Below are 19,939 nucleotides of genomic sequence, written 5' to 3' on the forward strand. Positions count from 1 at the left end.
GTCGGAGCTGGCGCGCGGCCTCAAGCCCTCGCCGCGCGGCGAGCTCGAGATCACCGACCTCAACCGGATCTATCTCGAAGAGGGCTCGCTCAGCGTCCAGTGCATGGGGCGGGGCTTTGCCTGGCTCGACACCGGCACACCGGACTCGCTTCTGGAGGCGGCCGAGTTCGTGCGCACGCTGGAGCACCGCCAGGGCTTCAAGATCGCCTGCCCCGAGGAGATCGCCTTCAACCTCGGCTTCATCGACGCCGACCAGCTGGAGCGCCTCGGCCGGGAACTCGGCAAGAGCACCTACGGCATCTACCTCCAGAAGATCGCCCGGCAGTCCCGCGACTGACCGACACCACCCGGCTTGTGCGCTGGCACGCCCGCAAGGTATCAGGACCGGCCGCAAGACAGGGCCGGGTATTGCTTGAGAACGCGCGCGCGGGCTGGCCCCTCTCGCTTGGATGAACCGTAGAGCGGCGCAACGGCCGCCGAGCGCCACCCCAACCGCTTCGGGCTGAACCGACGGGAATGAACCCGAATCCGGTCCCTGCGCCACGACAGGTCATGCCGCTCTTGCGGCCTCCGCCACTTCGCCGGCCGTGGTCGGAAGCCCGTAGAGCGCTTCCACGTCCGGGTCGATTTCGCCAGCGATCCACTGCGCATCCTCCGGGGAGAGCGCGTCGTAGCGAGTCGGCTCGAAGACCCGGTTGCCGTTGCCCTTATAGGACCAGACCGGATTGAAGTCCGGCGAGGTCGGCAGACCGGTCGCGGCGGCAAGCACCTCGACGACGCGCCGCGCGTCGCTCTGCAGAAGGTCGTGCGAGAGAAGGGCGAGGTTCGGCGCCCGCGAATGCAACTCCGCCCAATGGCGCAGTTTGGCGGTCCGCTTGGCGATCGGGCTGGAAAAGCGCAGGCCGGTTGCGGGATCGCGCTCGTGCATCATCTCCTGCCCACGAAGCGGATGGCGTTCCGTGATGCCCCAGAACTCGTCGTCCCAGTAGGAATGCCAGGGCGAGCGCACGAAGTCCGAGAAGGCGAGCGACTTCATGTCGGGATGCGCGTGCCATGGCTGCCGGTGCAGGCTGCGGACCCAATCAAAGGCGTTGCGGGCGATGACAAGCACCAGGACATCGTCCCTGAACAGGACCTGATCCGGCACGAACCAGTGCTTGAACCCGTAGGCTTCGGTTCGCGCCTCGATGCCGAAGTTCGCCTCGATCGTCCGGACGATCGCGTGCGTTCCGGAGCAGCGCTGGCCGAAGATCTGGATGTGGCGGATCGCACCTGCCGTGCGTTTGAGGAGCCGCAGGCCCGGCGCCGGTTGCATCCAGTCCGGCGAGACGATCGACATGGCTCTTCCCCTTGGATTCGGGATGTCGCCAGACGAACCCCGACCGCCCCGGTAGCAGACGCCGCGCGCCTTCGCTCCTGCCACCGTGCGTCCAGCGGCATTCGGCCTCAGGGGCGACGCGAAGCCCGGCTTGTGAACGGTAAGCGCCGAACGATCCACGCCTTGCGTTGGGCGGGGCGGTGCGGCGCCGGTCGTCAGCCGGCTGATGAAAGAACGACCGCCGACAGCCTTTCGATCGGTCGGTTTCTGCGGGTCGCGCGTTCGGGGATCAAGATTCACGGCCGGCGATCCGGCCTCGACCCCGAGATCCCCATGCCAGCTTCCCTGTCGCGTCTTGCAGCTTCCGCGCTGTCCGCCTCCGTCCTGCTCCTTGTCCCGGCGATATCGCTTGCGCAGGACGCGAAAGCGCGAATCGAAAAGGTCGCCGACTTTCCCCACCAGGTGACCGGGGTCACCGTCGCGCAGGATGGGCGCATCTTCGTCAACTTCCCGCGCTGGACGGAGGACTCGCCGGTTTCCGTCGCCGAGGTCGGCAAGGACGGCTCGATCAGGCCCTATCCGAACGACGAGTGGAATGCTTGGCGCAACGCGCGCAAGGACGATCTGTCCGCCGGGGACCACTTCGTCTGCGTCCAGAGCGTCGTCGCCGACGGGCGCGGCGCGATCTGGGCGCTGGATGCCGGTGCCCCGGCGCAGAGCCTCCTTGTGCCCGGCGCGCCCAAGCTCGTGCGCCTCGACCTCGCCTCCGATACCGCGACGAGGACCATCGCCTTCGACGAGAGCGTCGCCCCTCAGGGCTCCTATCTCAACGACGTCCGCTTCTCGTCCGACGGACGCCACGCCTTCATCACCGATAGCGGCGCGAAGGGCGCGCTCGTCGTGGTCGACCTCGAAAGCGGGAAGGCGGTGCGCGTCCTCGACGGCGATCCCTCGACACAGGTCAAGAAGGGCCTTGTCGTGGAAGCGGACGGCAGGCCGCTGCGTCGACCCGACGGGCGCGGCGTCGAGTTCTCGGCCGACGGCATCGCTCTTTCGAAGGATGGTCGGCACCTCTATTGGCAGGCCATCAAGGGCGACACGCTGTACCGGATCGAAACGGCGGCGCTGGTGGCGGCCTTGGATGGGACCGTCGACCTTTCAGAGAAGGTCGAGGCTTTCGGCCGGAACGGCGTTGCCGACGGCCTCCTTATCGGGCGCGACAGCGGCGACATGTATGTCACCGCCCCGCAGGACGATGCGGTCAAGATCCGCGATCTTTCGGCCGGAGCGTCTGGCGAGCCCCGCATCCTCGTGGAGGACGAGCGCCTGCGTTGGCCGGATACCTTGTCCGAGGGACCGGACGGCACGGTCTATGTCACGACCTCTCGGATCCAGGACAGCGCCTTCTTCAAGCCGGACGCGCCGGCCGCGCTGCCGACGCAGCTCTGGCGCATCGTGCGCTGAGACGACGCATCACGTGCGTGTGCGGATCGGTCTCGCGCAAGCCCCGTTCTTCTCCCGCAATCCGAACCGAGAGACGTCCCGCATGAACGATGATCCGCGCACCAGCCAGCCGACGAGCTTTCCCGGCGAGAAACCCCAGCCGAAGCCCGGCTTCGAGACCGAGATGCGCACCAAGCCGGATCACGGCGAGGAGACCTATATCGGTAAGGGGCTGCTCGAGGGGAAAGTCGCCCTGATCACCGGCGGGGACTCCGGTATCGGCAAGGCGGTCGCGATCGCCTATGCCCGCGAGGGCGCGAACGTTGCCGTGTCCTATCTTGCGGACGAGCAGGCCGACGCCGACGATACCAGGTCTCTCGTCGAGAAGGCAGGCCGACGCTGCCTGCTGCTGCCGGGCGACATCCGCGATCGCGATCTCTGCGCGTCGCTTGTCGGACGGACCGTCGAAGAGTTTGGCGGCATCGACATCCTCGTCAACAACGCGGCGGCCCAGACCACCAACGAGGACCTTGCCGACATCGACGACGACGAGATGCAAGCGGCCTTCCAGGCCAATGTGTTCGCGATGATCCGCCTCGCCAAGGCGGCCGTTCCGCACATGAAGCCCGGCTCGTCCATCGTGAACACGACGAGCGTGCAGGCAAAGGTCGCGACCGAAAAGATGATCGTCTACGCGGCGACCAAAGGCGCGATCTCCAGCTTGACGATCGGGCTCTCCAATCTCCTCGCGCCCCAGGGCATCCGCGTGAACGCGGTCGCACCCGGTCCGGTCTGGACGCCCATCCAGCCGATCGCCAAGGATGCGGAGACGCTGGAGACGCTCGGCCAGAACACGCCGCTCGGTCGCGCCGGGCAGCCCGGGGAACTGGCTGCCGCCTATGTCCTCCTCGCCTCGCGCGAAGGCAGCTACATGTCCGGTGCGGTGATCCCGATCACCGGCGGGATGCCGATGTACTGACACGACGTAACGATGCATCACGGGGGAGCTTCGGTCGCTCCGCCGTGATGCTCCTGCGATCGAAGAGCGCCACGAGGCTCGATCGCATCGCCGAGGGAGACGGCAGGGCGCAAGCGTCTCTACGGTCATCGGATCGAACGGGCCTTTGCGTGCCGCATCGGCAAGCGATTTGCGTCATCGAATCGCAGCGGATGGCGCGTCGGCCGACCCGCATTCCCGATAGATTCGGGCGTAGGGGACGCAATAGGGGCAGAAACCCGGCGGGGAGGGCACGACAAGCCCATTGCCCATCTCGAAAATCCGCAATCACCGGAACCCAACCGCAGGCTGGAGGAGTTGGAGAAAGACCTGCTTACCGCTTTCGAGGTCCCTATGCTCGCCCCTCTTCTCATCGGCCTCGTGGCCGGACAGCGCGCCATGACGCCCCTTGCCGTTCTCGCCGCGGCGGCGCGACGCGGGGCTCTTCCGACGTCGGTTCCCGGCGTCCGGCTTCTCTCCGTACCGCTGGTCGCGACCGGCGCGATGGCGCTGGCCGGCGGTGAGATGGCGGGCGACAAGATGCGGACCGCACCGGACCGCACCGTCGCCGCCGGCCTCCTCGCCCGCAGCATGACGGCAGCATTTGCCGGCGCAGTCCTTGCAGAACCCGGCCGCCGCGCGGAAGGTGCCGCGATCGCCGTCGCCGCTGCGATCGGCGGCTCGTTCCTCGGCCTCGCGATTCGAAAGCGAGCCATCGCCCGCTTCGGCCAGACGCGCACGGGGCTTGTCGAAGACGCCGCCGTCGCCGCGCTCGCGCGGGCGATCGTCTCCCGCAAGACGTGAAGATCATCGCGGACGATCCAATCCCGGACGTTTCGGCTCGTCCATTGCAGCAGAAACGTCGCGCAGAAATCGGACGTAGGTCACCATCATCGATCCGTGCCGGAGACGGCTCGTCGCTTCAGAGGCTTCGAAGGAGTGGTGTCGCCCGACCCGGCCGTCGGCCCAGGAAAATGGTGCTGCGAGAGAGGATTGAACTCTCGACCTCTCCATTACCAAGTTTATCGGGCCGGGGTTACAGGGGGTTATAGAGAGGTACGGAACGGACAATTTGTCAGTTACAAATCATGCACTTGCGGAGTATGAGGGGTTACAGGTAGGTTATTGCGGATACGCAAACGGTGCTGCCCATGTGCTGCCCACAGGAAGAACCTACGTTGCTTAAACTCCGCCTCACGGATGCTGTCATCCGCAATTTCGAGCTGCCGAAGGACAAGGCAGACGTCGTCCTCTGGGATACCATCGTGACCGGCTTCGGGCTCCGCGTTCGACCCAACGGGAGGTCTTGGATCATCGCCTATCGCCCGGCCGGGTCCGGTCGCGGGGGCGTTTTCAAGCGAATGAAGATCGGGACGCCAGCCACCCTGAAGACGGCCAGCGATGCACGCAATCTGGCGCGGGCGACGCTTGGCAAGATCGCGCACGGTGGCGATCCGCTGGCCGAGCGCAAGGCCGCCCGGGAAGCGGACAAGGCCAAGCTCTCGGACCTGATCGATCGCTACGAGGCCGACCTGCAGCGCCGGAAGTACGTGGGTGCGGAACTGCACTGCCGGAACCTCCGCACGAAGATGGCCCATCTTTTGGCGCGCGACATCCGCGGCATCTCAGGTGCCGAGTTCGCACGGGTGATCGAGAAGCTTGAGGCGGCCGGCAAGCCTGGTGCAGCGAGAGACTACCGGGCGCGCTGCCGAGCCTTCCTGACGTGGTGTGTCGCGAAGGCACAGGCGATCCCGACCAACCCGCTGGCCGGCCATCGCAAGGAGCGTGCGACGCGCGCTGACCGCGTGGCGAAGGCGGAGCACGGCCGGGCCCTATCCGATGCCGAGGTCGCGCGGCTCTGGCTGGCGAGTGATCCCTCAACGGTCAACGGCCGCCTGTGGCGGTTCTGGATCCTGACCGGATGCCGTCGTGGCGAGGGCGCGGGTCTGACGCGAGCGATGATCGACAAGAAGGAGAAGGTGATCCGGTTGCCGGCCGCCTTCACGAAGCAGGGCAGGGGGCATGACGTCCCCATCACGAAAGCGCTGGCCGAGCTGCTGGTGGCGTGCCCGGTGGATTCGCGGTCCGATCTCGTGTTCGCGTCGCCGCGGACCGGCGGCCTCATATCCGGGTGGACGCAGATCACGGGCGCGGCGAACACGGCGGTCGGGTCGGAGTTCTTGATCCACGACATCAGGCGGACGTTCCGCACGGGCTTGTCCCGCCTCGGGTTCGACACGGAGCTCGCGGAACGGGCCATCGGCCATGCCAGGGCCGAGCTCTTGGTGATCTACGATCGCGACGGCGCCGAGGATAAGCTGCGCGCGGCGTTCGAAGCGTGGGCCGCGCACGTCGCGAAGATCGTAGCCGAAGAGCAGCGCCGGCGGACAGTCGAAGCGGGAGAGGGGGTGTTCGGCTGAAAAAAGTTTTGGGCGCATTTTGCGCGCAAACGTCGATTCAGACTAAGCAGCGCAGAGTGTGTAACTCCATTCGGAATGGAGTGATATAGGCAAATACTGCCTCTAGAATTTGAGGTATATTGCGTTACCGCCGTGCATTCGTATGTTTGTTCACAACAGTGACAGACAAACGATACGGATGAAGCGAGGCGCACATGTCCGCAGTGCTGGAATCGATACTTGGAACCGAGGCTCGAAAACGTGTTGCGCGCGTTCCGGACCTCTCCGACCTGCCCGACAACGCTTTGCTGACTGATAAGCAGAAGTCGCTACACAGCGGCTTCTCGGTCGAGGCGTTCAAAAAGTGGCGCCGCGAGGGGCGAGGCCCCGAAACCATCTACATCGAGGGCCGGCCGCGCTCGACGGTGGCCGCTTACCGCGCGTGGCTCGCCACTGCGCAGCGCGCTTGAGGCGGTCTGATGTTGACGCCCCATCCGCGTAGTTTCCTGTTCTTCTTCACAGAGTGTCTCCGGGTAGAACAGGAGGAAGAAGACGCCATCCCGACTTGGGGAAGGCTACATGCAGTTCCAATATCCGACCTGACAGAGCACGAGGCCGGCGTTCTCACACGGCACGCGCAACGCTCCCAATCGCAAACCGAGTTCGCCCGGCAACTCGCCGAGACCGAGTTGGTTGATCTGCTCGGCGGAATGGACGTCGATCGGATCCCAGGCCGCCTTATAGATCGCTTCGCCAGTCTCATGGACCACTGCCTACGGCAGGACGCCCGTGTTGCCAGCATACGGCGGCAATCGAAGGAAACAGAGAAGCGACGCGGCGAAGAGACCTCTGCGCGGCTCGCCCTTCGCTCCCGCGTAGTGCTCGGCCTCGTTGGCATTTACGTCGGCCCGGGCCGAGGTGATCTTGAGGCAACAGCCACACTTGCGCGAGGAGGCGTTCCAACTGCTGTCGAGGACGGGAAAGCGCAACCGTGGCACGTCCGAGACGCCCTAAAGGCGTATCTTCGGCCGATCGGCTCAACGAACTCCAGCGTCACGGACGTCAGGGTGAGGGCGCTCGCCGTCCAGGCATTCCTGCAACTCCGGATCGTGTCGAAAGCTTGGGCTCGCTTGAAGGCCGAACCGGGATACAAACCCTCTCGCCATGTCGACCTTGTCGCTGTTGCCGCATCTTCTGGCGCGCTGGCTCAATGGGTGTTGGAGGCCGGGCAAGAGGCCTCCGCAATCGACGACCGAGAAGCCGTACGCCACCTTTGTATCGCTCTCATCAAACAGCAACACGATGCTTTGCGTCAGGAAGCAAGCCGTCGCGGTCTTTACGTTCCGCCGCTCAAAAAGCCACGTCGAAACGCAGCTGCGAAAACCGCATCGTGATCGCCTCACCTCTAGGAGCGCGACATGAGCCAAACCACGATCCGCGACGAACACGACGCCCACCTGACGATCGGCGAGGCCGCGCGTTGGGCTGATCGTTCAGAGGGATGGGTGCGTTGCTACCGGACATCCGGCCCTCTCGTGGCCGTGGAGGTCAATGGTCGGCAAGGCGTTACGCTCTCGAGCCTGCGCGATTTCTGCAATCGCAGACCGAAGCCTCGCCGCTGGCCGAAGCTCCGCCTCGTCGTCGACAACACCAAGAACAAGCCCTGAAACAGAAACGGCGCCGACGGGTCCGATCCGTCAGCGCCGCAATAAGGCATGTGCCATGAGGAACTTAGCGCAAGACGACGAGTCTGGAAAGGCTCTTGGTGACCCGGACGATCCGTTTCATCGGCTCTGGCGGCTCGGCTATCGCACCGTCTTGCCGATCGTGCCACCCGACGCGGAGATCTCTCCGAAGTCCATGCTTGCGCGCAGGCTTGGCACGCCGCAGGACAGCCGAGGCAAAACGCCTGGCACCCGCGGCGCTGATGGCTTCTGGCGTGGTCTCGTCTGGCAGAACCGGACGACCGTTGAGAGTGATCTAGATGCTTGGGCAGCGAGCGGGGCCGGCGTCGGCATTCGAACCGGCGATCTAGGCAACGGTCTGACGCTGGCCGCGATCGACTCCGATGCCCGCGATCCCGATCACGCCCGTTTAATCTTCCTGGAGATACTGCGACGCTTCGGCCTTCTGCCTCTACGCATTGGGCGCGAGCCGAAGGGCCTGTTCCCGGTGCGCGTCCGGGGCGAGTTCCGTTACGCCCGCGTCGAGTTCGGCGAGCGCGATGCGGGCGGTCGGTTGCTGGATCGCGTCGAGATCCTGACCGACGGCCGCCAATTTGTCGCCGAGGGTATCCATCCCGGCACGCGTCGGCCGTATCGGTGGGAACGGCCACTGCCCCCACTCGACGAACTCCCGATCGTGAACGCCGAGGATCTCGTCGCGCTGCTGGATGCTCTGCGTGGCATGTTGCCGGCGGCTGGCGAGATCGCTCGTGAGGGAGGCAACGGCACCGCCCCCGCGAATCAGAACGTCCTGCGCGGCGAGCTAAAGTTCGTGCGTCAGGCCGTCGAAGCGATGGCGAACCCGGCCGATCTCGGGCGCGGCGCCTACATCGACATCGCCTACGCGATCAAAGCGGCATTGGGCCCTGAGCACGAAGCGGAGGGCCGCGCGATCTTCGCGGAATGGGCGGAACGTTGGGAGGGCGCTGGTGAGGATGTCCTGCCGGGTGCACTAGCCGAAACCGCCGAATCCGATTTTGACCGGTGCAAGCCGCCGTTCCGGCGTGGCGCGACATGGTTGTGGGAGCAAGCAGAGCGGCTTTCCGACGGGGCGTTTCCGAGGTGGACACCTTGGTTCGATGCCGAGGCTGCGGCGAAGGAACCTCTGTTCCCGGAGGTGCCGGTAAAGTCCCTCGCGCTGTCCGATACGTCGATCGCATGGACCGACCCTGAAGCGTGGGTCGACAAGCCGATCCCAGCCCGGGAATGGGAGGTTCGCGACTGGATCCCACGCCACGAGGTCACGCTGCTCTACGGCGACGGCGGCATCGGCAAGACGTTGCTCATGCACCAGTATGCCGTGGCCGCGGCCGCTGGCGTCCCTTGGCTCGGCCAAGAGACGCGGCAAGCGCGGGTCATGTGCTTCTTCTGCGAAGACGGCGAGGACGAGCTGCAGCGTCGGCACGCCGACATCCTCCGCGCGCTCGGCCTCACCCATGCTGATACGGCCGGCCGTCTGCGCATCGCCTCGCGGCGGAACACCGATAACCTGATGGCACTATGGGATCGTCATTCGGGCGCGATGAAGCGCCAAGCGGTGTGGGAGCAGTTGCGGTCCGATGCGCTGGCCTTCCGCGCCGATGTCGTGATCATGGACACGATTGCCGACATCTTCGCCGGTGAGGAACAGAACCGAGCCCAAGTCACGTCCTTCGTGAAGGGCGTGCTCGGCCGTTTGGCTGCGGAGATCGGTGGATCCGTCATCGCGCTCGGCCATCCATCTCAGGCCGGCAAAGCCTCGAAGGAAGGAACGTCCGGGTCGACTGGCTGATCCAACGCCGTGCGATCGCGCCTCTATCTCTCGTACCCGAGCGGCACGACGAGCGGGAACGTCCGGGAACTGGAGGGCAAGAAGCTGAACTACGGCGCCAAGGGCGCCAAACTGAAGATGCGCTGGAACCGCGGCGCCTTCGATCTCATCGCCTCATCCACGCCGGTCCACGCTGAGGCAGCCGGCGCGTTTACAGCGGGGATCGTGTCGGTCGAGGCCGGGGTGGAACGCGATATCCTAGACGCCGTCGCGCTTCATCCCGACGTGCGCATGGTGCTGGCGGGGAAGACGAGCCCCTACTATGCGCCGACCGTCCTGAAGAAGCGCGAGCCTGACCTGCTGGTCGCCTGGACGCCCGACGAGGTCGTGGCGGCTGTGGAGCGGCTGGAGGCTGCGGGCGTGATCCGAAGCGTCCCGATCGGGAAGGATGCGTCGCGCCGGACGACCTATGGGCTGCGGATCGATGCGGACAGATTGTCCGCTAGGGACGCTGGGAATGCAGGAGTTTTCGATTGAGATCGGCCCTTCTGGCTGCAGCAAACTACCCCGCCGGGTGCAGCAAACTACCCAGCCCCTGCAGCAAGACTCCCCGTAACCCATTGAAATCATTGCAGCAAGCTTGCTCTGCTGCAAACAGCGCGCAGGCCTGCGCAAACTGCCGCAAACTCCCTGCGCTCCAAGGGTTTGCGGGTGCGCAGGGTAAGTGCAGCAAACTACTCCCCCTACGGGGGCACGGCCTTGCGCGCCGCCGCGAGCGCCGCCGGCCGTTCACCCTTGGGTATGGGGGCCAGATCAACGAACGAGAAGCGATGCGGACAGCGCGTCCACGGCGGTCTTCATCAGTCGCGTCGGTTCGATCTTCCACCTGCAATTGGTCGATACCTCAAAGGCACGCATCTACGCAGCATCGCGGAGGGATACCGGCGTGCGGAAACTGAGCCCGAAATTCCTCGCATGGTGCCAGTCGGAGCGGTTCAAGCAGATGGGGCGGCGTCAGTGCGCCCGCCTGAAGATTCTGAACGCCCGCGCGCCGCGATGCTCTGCCACGGCCAAGCACACGGGTCAGCCGTGCCGAAACCGAGCGATGGTAAACGGAAAATGTTGGGCGCATGGCGGAAAGACCCCTCGCGGGGACGGGCGCTGGCATCGGCCTGTTTGGCCGAAGGGCAATGCGCCTGACGCTGCCGAGAAGCTGAACCGCAAGCTTCAGACGCTGGAGCAGCGCGCCAAGAAGCGCGAGCACCGCATCGCCCGCATGTCGTCGAAGGACAGGGCGGGCTACGACCGGTGGAAGGCTACGCATGCCCCCACGTCGAAGGCGAAGCGGGCCGCGGCACGGGAGCACGAGCGCCAAGCCAGGCAGGCGCTGGCCGATTTGCTGTCGCTGGCGCCAACGCGGAGCAGCGGGGTCCAGGCCCTCTACGACGAGCTGGCCGCCGCACAAGCCCATCTGCGTGCGCTTGATCGGCAGGACGAACTCGCCGAGGCGTGGACCGACGGAATTGGAGTGTTCGGGTAATGGACGATGAACTCGACAACCTGCGACGTGAGGCCGAGCGCGAAGCCCTGACGGTGGCTCTGCAGATGCTCCGCAGTCCCGCGACGCCCGCAACGGCTCGCGCCAGCGTCGTGAGGGGTGTTTTGGGCGACGCTGCCACGCGCCGGCATGACGAGCCGCTGGCCGATAAGGACTACGGGTCCATGACTGCCGCCGAGCTCGCATCGGCCCGGCGTGCGCTGGAGATGCAGATCGCCCGGTCCAACGCGGCACCGCTCGAGCTTGAGGTCGTCGCGGATGCGCCGGCCGGTGGCGACGTCTTCGGCTAAGCCGACGCTCCACTCATGACGCGGTAGACGCTGGCACGGCCGATCCCGAGCGCCTTGGCGATCTCTGTGGCGCCCTTGCCGGCCGCCTGCAGCTCTCGGACCTTCACGACGTCGATGGAAGGCTTCCGACCCTTGTAGACGCCTTCGGACTTGGCCTTGGCGATGCCCTCCATCTGACGCTCACGCCGAATGGCGGTCTCGAACTCGGCGAACACACCAAGCATCTGAAGGAAGGCTCGGCCGGCCGCGGTCGATGTGTCGATCGGCTGCTCCGTCGCTTTCAGAGCGATGCCCTTCGCCTCAAGGTCGCGAACGATCGAGGCGAGATCAGCGATCGAGCGAGCCAGGCGGTCGATGCGGGTGACGACGATCGTGTCGCCCTCATGCGCGAACTCGATCAGTGTCTGGAGCGCGTCGCGGCCCTTCGTCGTCGTGCCGGTCTTCTTCTCGGAGCGAATGACGGTGCAGCCTGCAGCCTGAAGGGCGGCTTCTTGGATCGACAGATCCTGATCGGTCGTGCTGACCCGAGCGTAGCCGTATAGGTGGCCGGTCTTCGTTGCGTTCGTCATGTTCCGGCGCTCCGTTGTGTCTCGTTTGCTTCTAGACCCTTCCTTCGTATCGTCTCGAATATCGAAATACAACCCATATGAGACGCTAATGCCGTCTCGCCGCGCTGTCTCGCACGCGTATACCCAAACGGGGCGATAACGCACGTGTTGGTTACGTCGGTAGTGCGACTCGCCTAGGCGGTGTGGCGTTCAGCATGAGTAGGAGTTGCAGGAATGTTTTTCACGAGCGTCGGTCGAGTGCTCGCGTTCATCACAGTCACGTTCGGCGGCATGCGGCTCGTGTCAGGTGTGGGCGTGGCGATTAACGGCACCCCTGAAGCCGCCGCTAGATACTTGGGGTCGGCAACGTCAGGTGCAGCGATTGATCAAGGTATCATGACGATCGGTATCGGGATCGCGCTCGGCATCCTCACCGATATCAGCCGATCACTGCGGCGCTAGATTGGCCCGCGGGCGACGCGCCAACCACACCCTCCCCGACCCTGGACCCACCCCGTGGGGGATGTCCGAACGCTGCAGCCGGAACGGTCGCTCGGGTCCGGAGAAAGTTTCGGCCGCTGAGGACTTTGGGCCCGGGAGTGAACTGCCAGACACGGCGTGGGTGATGTACGATCATGTGAACGTGGGAATTGGGAGACAGCATGGCCCGCATCACGACTGCATCCTTGGCCGCTGCGTTTCTTGTCGCCCATCCCGGCCGGCAATTCCATCCGCGTGAAGTCGCTGAGAGCATCCTCACCGCTAACTCCGCTCATTTCGCGCAGAAGAAACGCGACTATGAGGCCAAGAACCCCGGACGGTCGGTGCTCTACCAGCTTGAGCGCGAGATCTACGCGCTCCGAGACAGCATCGAGCGACAGGACCCCCGGGTCATCGTAGAGTCCGAAGACGGTATCCGCTTTTCCGCCCTATATTCGGAAGACGTTGGCAGCGCCGCAACGCCGACCGCGCCCTCCAACACCGTCAAGGAGCTTAAGGAGGCAGCGGCCAACGAGATTGGCTCGGCTGAAGACCTTTTGGAGCGTGACCTCTACCCGAACCTTCAGGAGTTCCTTCTGGACGTCGAGGCCGTCGTCAGCATGCGGATCAGCGAGTCGAAGAGTTCGAACCGCCGCGGCCGGCACGGCAACATGTGGCTGCATCCTGATGTCGTCGGGATGTATGTGCCGGACCTCAACTGGGTCGACACGGTCCGCGAATGCGCGAATCTCTTTCCGACGCGCAAGGCGCGGCTGATTTCCGTGGAGGTCAAACTGCGCTTGAGCGCGAATGACATCCGGGAGTCCTTCTTCCAGACTGTATCCAACTCGCAGTGGGCCAATCGATCGTACCTTGCCGCAACCGAGGTCATTGGAAACGAGACCTGGCGCGAGCTCGAAATGTTGTGCGCCCTGCATGGTGTCGGCTACATCAAGCTCGACCCGGAGGATCCACGATCCGGACGTATCCTCATTCCGGCCCGAGAGCGCGATGAAGTGGATTGGGCCAGTGTCAATCGGATCGCCGCTGAGAACGCGGACTTCCGGAACTTCCTCAAGGCCGTTCTCAACTACCTGAAGACCGGAGAGGTCACGGACGCCCGCTGGGAACGGCACTAAAGGGGAGTTTCGCTCGACGTTTCACTGCACATTTCGTGCCGTTGGAACGTAATGACGACCGCGCGAGGATGCCTGAACAAGGAGGCGTCCGATGCCGAACCTGCAGACCCGAATTCCACGCGAGCTGCGTGCACCCGAGAAGACCGACCGCGACTCCCACGGGAACCGCGTCTTTGAGATCGTCAAGGAAGCACGGCTTGCTGCCGATCCCAACCGGACGGCACACTCGCTTGCCCAGATCGCGATGTGGCTCGAGAGCGGCTCGATGTCGAATGTCGCCCTCGCGCCAGCGGATTTGTCCGACGTCGAGGACGCACTCAATATCGTTGAGCGTCACGCTTACACCTTCCTGCCGAAGAACTTCGACCGGAACGACATCGCTTTGATGTTCCAGACCTGGCAGGCGCTGGTGCTTCGCTGGTCACAACTTCCTGCAGAGCGACCACAGGATGCTGGCGCACAGAACCTGCGTGACCTCGCCCGGGTCTGGCGCAACCAGCTTCATTCGACGGTCCTGATTCAGGACGTGCGAGCGCGGCTAGGCCGTTCCCGCCGGTTCGCGGCAACGATCCACGATCTTTTGCATCTGCCAGCCAACTTCGGGTCGAACGACCGAGGACTGACGCCATGACCGCCAACGACAATTCCATCGCAAGCGACCAGGCCGCCGACTTTGTCGCGCTGACAGCCGATCTTGGGTTCGGCCCCGCGTTGGGCGTCGAAGTGATGCCCGAAGTGCCGCTACTCTACGCAACGCATCTGATGCGCGCGGTAGCCAGCGGCGCCGATCCGGTCGCGCAGACGGTCCAGGCGTTGCGGACCATCCTAGCGGCGATCCCGCGCAAGGATCTCGCGACGGCCGCTCCCCAGACGCTCCGCGCGTTGCGCGAGGCCGTGCACCCCGCATGGATGCGCCTTACGGAAGCTAGCCCCCGCGGCGTCATTCCGGACGATCTCGCACTTGGCATGGCCAGCGTCTCGGCTGTCGTCCAGATGCTCGAACAGCCGCCCGCCGTGGCTGATGTCGAGCGGGCCAACCGCCTCTTCTGCGAACGCCTCGACATCATCGCGCTCTTGGCGGACCAGCTCGATGCCGCCGAGCGTCGCCGGCGAATTACCGAGAACGGTGGCTTGGTTGCTCGCCTCGTCGCCATTCAGGCGGCCGAGCGGCGCCAGCGCCGACTCGGCGAACACGTCCAGTAGGAGATCGCGTCATGGGGAGCATCAAGTCGTCGAAATTCTACAACAACCCGCAGATCGGGCAGGCCTTCGAGAACCTCGCCGCAGCCTTCGCGCCGCCGTCCGGCGCAGACGCTGCGGGATGGGCTCGGGCGAGCGCAGAACGCGAGCAGGCAGCGCGCTTGGCCGAGCTCTTCGACTACAGCAAATCCGAGGGCTACGATCAGGCCACGGCTGATCGCATGGGCGTGCTCGGCGGGCTCTACACGCCCGACAAGAGCTTCTATTCGATCAACCAGGCCGACGCGACGACGCGGCGCGGTCAGGACGTGTCGGCCGCCGCGTCGCGTTACGGCTCCGACCGCAGCTATGCGGCCTCGCGCGAGAACAACACGGCTGACAACGTCCGCGCCTTGGCGACCAATGAGGCTGATAACGCCCGCGCGCTGCAGGACCGCAGCATGCAGGAGGCCGGCGCGCTCCAGCGCCTCTACGCCGAGCCCGTGACCGTCGCGCAGGGCGCGCGAACGTTCCTGCCGGCGCAGACGGCCGCGGCAACCGGCCTTCCCTCGCAGCTCGACGGCAGCGCGGCGCCGCTCACGGAGAGCCAGCAGCTCGCGCAGATCATCGCGGCCATGCCGGTCGAGCAGCAGCAGCAGTTCGTCGTCGATAAGATGGCCCCGACTGACAGCCAAGTGCAGGGCCAAGAGCGACGGGGTCTGCGTGAGGGCGGTCTGCTGACCGATCAGAACCTCGTCGACGCGATCATGGGCGACAAGACGCCTGTCGAGGCGCTCGGGCCCGAAGGCAAGCTGGTCTTCATGTCGCCCGGAGAAGCCGTCCGTACCGGCGCGCAGCCGGTCCAGAACAAGGGTTCCGATCCGGCGCCGAAGGTGGAGAACTGGATCGGGCCGGACGGCACCGGCGGCATCGCTGTGTTCGATCGGGCGACGAACCAGTACCTCGACACGTCGACGAAGCAGCCGCTCCCGCAGGGCTCCCGCACCTACACCGGCCAGCTCACTGGCGGCACGGAGGCGACCGGGTTTGGCAAGACGACCGAAGCGCAGGACCGCAACGCCTATGCGGCCACGATGGCCGAAGCGCCGACCGATCGCCTGCTAAAGGCGTTCGACACCGGGCAGCTTCCGACGACGCAAGACTACGTCCTATTCAACCTCATGGCGAAGGCGCCGGTGGCGGCCGCGCCGATGCTTGTCGGCCAGATGACCGAGAGCGGCCAGACCTTCTACCAGGATCTGCGGACCACGCTGCCCTTCCAGCTCATGACGCAGTCGGGCGCGGCCGTCACGGAACAGGAATATGAACGCAAGCTGCTCGAGCTGATCCCGGTGCCTGGAGAGGCCGCGACGGTCACGCAGTCGAAGCGGAACCAGTTCGCAACCTACCTGAAGGCCGTGCGCGGCGTCTCGGGCGCTGCCTACGACAAGATCCACGCGGGCGGCGATATTAAGAAGCCGGCGCTCCCGCAGATCATTGACGGCTACTCCATTCAGGCGATCGACTGATGCCGACTTTCGAGATCACAGGCCCCGACGGCAAGCGATACCGTGTCACCGGCGCGAATGCCGAAGGTGCGCTTGCCGCGCTACGATCGTCGCAGGGCGCACAGCCCACGCCTGCCGCTGACGTGTCGGCTGAACCCGCGCCAGAAGCAGCGCCGGCGAAGGCCGCCGCTCCGACTGCGGTCTACGAGGGTGCGCTGCTTCCTTTGACGAAGATGAGCGACGGAACGCGGCAGTGGTCCGTCCCGACGATCATCTCCGACACGTTCGACGCTCTTCGGCTCCCCGAGAAGGTTGCTCGCGGCGAGGTCGATCCCATGTCGGACGAAGGGATGCGGGATGTGCTCGGCCTTGCCGGCATCGTCACCGGCAGCGCCTTCCCGCGCGCTGGATCGACCGTTCTGGACGGGGCCGGTCGAGCGGTTCCAAAAGCTGTTCGATCTGCTCTGAAGGCGGACGGTGTTCCGATCGGCGAGGTCGCAAGCCGCGTCCAGGAACTCGGCCCCGCCGGAACAGTGGCGGATCTCGGCCCGAACCTTCGCAACAAGACGGCCGCGCTGGCGACGACACCCGGCCGCGCGCAGGACACCGTCGTCGATGCGCTTCGCGCGCGTCAGAAGGAAGCGCCTGCTCGGCTAACGGGAGCCCTCGACGAGACTCTCGGCCCCGCGCCCGTCCCGTCCTACGTGGAGCGGGAGGTGAAGGGAAACATGCGGACCCTCGGGCCGGAATACGACAAGGCGCTTGAAGGGGCCGGTCCGGTCGACACGAAGCCCGTTGCCGACGCGATGGACGCCGATATCGGCCGGCTCCGTGGGGATGCGCAGACGAAGCTGAAGTCCGTTCGGTCGATGCTTGACGAGGTGCCGGACCCCGACGCGCCGCCGCCCGTCGCCGGCGCACCGACCGGCCCCGTCCTCGACCGGAACGCTGCCACGCTTCACCAGACGCGGCAGGCGATCGACGGCATGCTCGACGGCGAACAGGACGGCAACGTGCGTCGCGTCCTTGGCGCTGTTCGAACGCAACTGGACGAGATTCTCGGCGAGGCGGTTCCGGACATCAAACGGATAGACTCGCAGTACTCGGAACTTGGCCGCCAACGCGACGCCATCGAGCGCGGGCAGACCGTTCTCGACAACGGGCGAACGGCGCCGCGCCCGGCCGAGCTGCGCGACGAGGTCGCCGCCAGCGCGAACCCGAGCGGTTCTGTCGTTGGCCCGTCCGGCGTTGCGTTCCGTCTCAGTCAAGGCGCTCGAGCCGAGATCGACCGTCTTGTCGGGACGAAGCTGAACGACCGGGCCGCGTTGAACAGCGTCCTGAAGGGCGAGAGCGACTGGAACTACGATCGGCTGTCGACGCTGTTCGGACGCGACAAGGTCGACCAGCTTTATAAGATCCTCGATAACGAACGCGCGATGGCCGAGACGGAGAACATGGCGCTCGCCAACTCCAAGACGGCCGCCGTGCAGGCCGCGCAAAAGGAAATCAACGGGCCCGGCACCAAGGGCGCCGGCGCGCTTCGCTCGGTTGGCAATCTGAACTTCGGCGATGCCGCTGCGAACGTGCTGGACAAGGTGACGGGTGGGATCAGCACGGCGCGCCGGAACGCCGCACACGAAGACATCGCGCAGGCGCTGCTTGGCCGCGGCGAGTTCACCGAGACGAGCGCGCCAGCGGGGCTGTCGAAGACAGGTTTCTCGCTCGGCGCGCTGATCGACACGATCATGCAGAGCGCGCAGCCCGAGCAGAAGCCGAAGAAGGCGCCTATGACCGATCAGGAGTTCATGGACGCCGTGATGCGCGACTACGGGACGTGAGGACGAAGCGATGGGAAGCATTTGGATCCGCGAGTTCACCGGCGGTCTCGACACGCGACGCCGTCCCGAGACGACCCAAGGCGGCACACTCATCGAGGCGACCGATGGCCATGTGAACCGTGGCGGCGAGTTCGAGCAACGCGCGGCGTTCGTCCTCTCGCATACCCTGCCGACCGGAACGACCGGTCTGGCCTACGACAAGACCGGGCTTGTGGTTTTCGGCGACGCCGAGGCCTCGCCTGCCATGCCTGCCGGCGTCCGCTATCAGCGCCTGCAGCATGTTGACGACGTGCAGCTCGAGCAGGTCCTGTCTGCCGACTTGTATGCCGGCAAGCTCTATGTCGTCGGTGAGTTTTCGGACGGCAGCCGGGTTCACTTCTACGACGGCGTGCGGGTCGATGATTGGTACGACGGTCGGGCGCGCGTCTCTTTCACACTGACCCGGGTGATCGAACCGGCGGCGATCGAATTCATCACGATCAACGGCGTCCGGATCATTCCGCCCGGCCCGATCACGCTTTCGGCCGACTTCAGTACGTCGGCTGAGCGGATCGCCGACGCGATCAACGGCTTCGTATCGGAGCCGAACTACACCGCCGCTTCCAGGGGCGCGACCGTCATCATCGTTGCTGACACCGCCGGCACGACCGCCAACGGTTACGGCCTGTCGGTCTCGGGTGACAGCGACAACGTTCAGATCACCACCGTTTTTGCCGCAATGGCCGGTGGCGCGGATCCGTCAACGGTCTTCGTGCCCGGCTCCTTCGTGAAGACGGTCGGTTCGAAGGTCTATTCGCTGTCCGACAGCAACCTCCACTTCTCCGGCATCCAGCGCCCGACGGAATGGCAGACGGACGCGACCGGGGCTGGCTTCATTGACCTTTCGACGGAGAGTTCGGGCGCCGAGGACCTCGTGGCGCTCGCCAAGTACCAGGGGTTCATTGCGATCTTCGCCGAGCGAACGATCCAGGTCTGGTACGTCGACCCGGATCCCGCCCTGAACAAGCAGGTGCAGGTCTTGAACAACACCGGCACCGGCTGCGCTCGATCGATGACGCAGTTCGGCGACAACGACCTTTTCTACCTCGCCGAGAGCGGGTTGCGCTCGCTCCGGGCCCGCGACAGCTCGAACGCCGCGGCCACAACCGACATCGGCGTGCCCATTGACGATCTTGTCACTGACGCCCTCAGTGAGCTCGGCGAGAATGGCATGAAGCGCGTGATCGGACTGATCGAACCGCGCGATAGCCGCTTCTGGCTTGTGATCGGCGACCGGATCTTCGTGTTCTCGTACTTCCCCGGCTCATCGGTCAGCGCGTGGTCGGTCTACCGTCCCGGCTTCGTGGTCGATGACGCGGTCGTCTTCCGCCAGCGTGTCTACGTGCGCTCGGGGGATCGCATTTTGGCCTACGGCGGGACCGGCCCGAAGCGGGAGTACGACGACACGCCGGCTCGTGCTCGGTTGCCGTTCCTCGATGGGGACGCTCCAGCTCGCCAGAAGCGGTTGACCGGCGTCGACGCCTCACTGGACGGCGTCTGGCGCCTGTCCGTATCGACCGATCCGAACGCACCCGAAGCGATGGACGTCGTCGGCATCCTCAATCAGACGACGTTCGGCCTCGGACAGGTCCCCGTCATGGGCGGCGGGACGCACGTCAGCCTGTTGCTCGAGAGCGAAGGACCCGGTCCGCACCGGCTCGCCTCGCTCGTCATCCACTACGATAGCGACGAGGAAGCGACCTGACGGTCGAGACCAAACCGCTTTCCC

General features: G+C 65.3%; 21 protein-coding genes. 19 read left to right on the forward strand and 2 right to left on the reverse strand.

Annotation, left to right across the window (positions count from 1 at the left end; genetic code table 11):
• Nucleotides 1–337, forward strand: a 337-nt coding sequence (locus tag BM175_RS20580; protein WP_244546100.1) for a sugar phosphate nucleotidyltransferase, incomplete at its 5' end; no start/stop codon positions are given.
• Nucleotides 338–550: 213 nt separating this feature from the next.
• Here the strand turns inward: BM175_RS20580 and BM175_RS20585 are convergent.
• Nucleotides 551–1,339 (reverse strand): hypothetical protein, encoded by a 789-nt coding sequence (locus BM175_RS20585; RefSeq protein WP_090966472.1) that lies wholly within the window; start codon nucleotides 1,337–1,339, stop codon nucleotides 551–553.
• Nucleotides 1,340–1,651: 312 nt separating this feature from the next.
• On the opposite strand from BM175_RS20585, the gene BM175_RS20590 reads away from it, so the two are divergent.
• From BM175_RS20590 to BM175_RS20640, 11 genes are all read left to right on the forward strand, one after another.
• A complete protein-coding gene (locus tag BM175_RS20590) occupies nucleotides 1,652–2,782 on the forward strand; it encodes an L-dopachrome tautomerase-related protein (protein ID WP_175526951.1) in 1,131 nt (376 codons plus the stop codon).
• Between the two features lie 82 nt (nucleotides 2,783–2,864).
• Complete coding sequence (locus BM175_RS20595; RefSeq protein ID WP_090966474.1) at nucleotides 2,865–3,740, forward strand: SDR family oxidoreductase; 876 nt, start codon at nucleotides 2,865–2,867, stop codon at nucleotides 3,738–3,740.
• A gap of 417 nt (nucleotides 3,741–4,157) precedes the next feature.
• Complete coding sequence (locus tag BM175_RS20600; protein WP_244546101.1) at nucleotides 4,158–4,562, forward strand: DUF4126 domain-containing protein; 405 nt, start codon at nucleotides 4,158–4,160, stop codon at nucleotides 4,560–4,562.
• Between the two features lie 347 nt (nucleotides 4,563–4,909).
• The gene (locus BM175_RS20605) at nucleotides 4,910–6,178 is read left to right on the forward strand and encodes a tyrosine-type recombinase/integrase (protein WP_090966477.1); all 1,269 of its coding nucleotides are present in this window, start codon (nucleotides 4,910–4,912) and stop codon (nucleotides 6,176–6,178) included.
• A gap of 194 nt (nucleotides 6,179–6,372) precedes the next feature.
• Nucleotides 6,373–6,627, forward strand: coding sequence for a hypothetical protein (locus tag BM175_RS20610; RefSeq protein ID WP_090966479.1), 255 nt, complete (start codon nucleotides 6,373–6,375; stop codon nucleotides 6,625–6,627).
• 9 nt (nucleotides 6,628–6,636) lie between these two features.
• Complete coding sequence (locus BM175_RS22500) at nucleotides 6,637–7,551, forward strand: hypothetical protein (protein ID WP_139224740.1); 915 nt, start codon at nucleotides 6,637–6,639, stop codon at nucleotides 7,549–7,551.
• 24 nt (nucleotides 7,552–7,575) lie between these two features.
• Nucleotides 7,576–7,824 carry a hypothetical protein gene (locus BM175_RS22875; RefSeq protein ID WP_175526952.1) on the forward strand — a complete coding sequence of 83 codons (249 nt, stop codon included), beginning with the start codon at nucleotides 7,576–7,578 and terminating at the stop codon, nucleotides 7,822–7,824.
• 55 nt (nucleotides 7,825–7,879) lie between these two features.
• The gene (locus tag BM175_RS20625) at nucleotides 7,880–9,652 is read left to right on the forward strand and encodes an AAA family ATPase (protein WP_175526953.1); all 1,773 of its coding nucleotides are present in this window, start codon (nucleotides 7,880–7,882) and stop codon (nucleotides 9,650–9,652) included.
• Nucleotides 9,653–9,661: 9 nt separating this feature from the next.
• Nucleotides 9,662–10,168 (forward strand): hypothetical protein, encoded by a 507-nt coding sequence (locus tag BM175_RS20630; protein WP_090966487.1) that lies wholly within the window; start codon nucleotides 9,662–9,664, stop codon nucleotides 10,166–10,168.
• Between the two features lie 466 nt (nucleotides 10,169–10,634).
• Nucleotides 10,635–11,171: a hypothetical protein gene (locus BM175_RS20635; protein ID WP_175526954.1), complete on the forward strand. Its 537-nt coding sequence runs from the start codon at nucleotides 10,635–10,637 to the stop codon at nucleotides 11,169–11,171.
• Complete coding sequence (locus BM175_RS20640; protein WP_090966491.1) at nucleotides 11,171–11,479, forward strand: hypothetical protein; 309 nt, start codon at nucleotides 11,171–11,173, stop codon at nucleotides 11,477–11,479. Before BM175_RS20635 ends, BM175_RS20640 begins: the two co-directional genes overlap by 1 nt.
• Here the strand turns inward: BM175_RS20640 and BM175_RS20645 are convergent.
• Nucleotides 11,476–12,048 carry a recombinase family protein gene (locus BM175_RS20645; protein WP_090966493.1) on the reverse strand — a complete coding sequence of 191 codons (573 nt, stop codon included), beginning with the start codon at nucleotides 12,046–12,048 and terminating at the stop codon, nucleotides 11,476–11,478. The two genes, BM175_RS20640 and BM175_RS20645, sit on opposite strands and share 4 nt — an antisense overlap.
• Before the next feature lie 213 nt (nucleotides 12,049–12,261).
• Between BM175_RS20645 and BM175_RS20650 the strand changes: the two genes are divergently transcribed.
• The 7 genes from BM175_RS20650 to BM175_RS20680 all read left to right on the forward strand — a co-directional run bounded on the left by BM175_RS20650 (nucleotide 12,262) and on the right by BM175_RS20680 (nucleotide 19,915).
• Entirely contained in the window at nucleotides 12,262–12,489 is a 228-nt protein-coding gene (locus tag BM175_RS20650) for a hypothetical protein (protein ID WP_090966495.1), read from the forward strand.
• Nucleotides 12,490–12,689: 200 nt separating this feature from the next.
• Entirely contained in the window at nucleotides 12,690–13,646 is a 957-nt protein-coding gene (locus BM175_RS20655; protein ID WP_090966497.1) for a hypothetical protein, read from the forward strand.
• Between the two features lie 91 nt (nucleotides 13,647–13,737).
• Complete coding sequence (locus tag BM175_RS20660) at nucleotides 13,738–14,277, forward strand: hypothetical protein (protein WP_090966499.1); 540 nt, start codon at nucleotides 13,738–13,740, stop codon at nucleotides 14,275–14,277.
• On the forward strand, nucleotides 14,274–14,849 hold the full coding sequence (locus BM175_RS20665) for a hypothetical protein (RefSeq protein ID WP_090966500.1): 576 nt from the start codon (nucleotides 14,274–14,276) through the stop codon (nucleotides 14,847–14,849). Before BM175_RS20660 ends, BM175_RS20665 begins: the two co-directional genes overlap by 4 nt.
• A gap of 11 nt (nucleotides 14,850–14,860) precedes the next feature.
• Entirely contained in the window at nucleotides 14,861–16,354 is a 1,494-nt protein-coding gene (locus BM175_RS20670; protein ID WP_090966502.1) for a hypothetical protein, read from the forward strand.
• Nucleotides 16,354–18,171, forward strand: a complete 1,818-nt coding sequence (locus BM175_RS20675; protein WP_090966504.1) for a hypothetical protein — start codon at nucleotides 16,354–16,356, stop codon at nucleotides 18,169–18,171. Before BM175_RS20670 ends, BM175_RS20675 begins: the two co-directional genes overlap by 1 nt.
• Nucleotides 18,172–18,181: 10 nt before the next feature.
• Nucleotides 18,182–19,915, forward strand: a complete 1,734-nt coding sequence (locus tag BM175_RS20680; protein WP_090966506.1) for a hypothetical protein — start codon at nucleotides 18,182–18,184, stop codon at nucleotides 19,913–19,915.
• Nucleotides 19,916–19,939 lie beyond the last annotated feature (24 nt).

It is taken from the genome of Aureimonas phyllosphaerae, from assembly GCF_900113065.1.
Lineage (GTDB): Bacteria > Pseudomonadota > Alphaproteobacteria > Rhizobiales > Rhizobiaceae > Aureimonas > Aureimonas phyllosphaerae.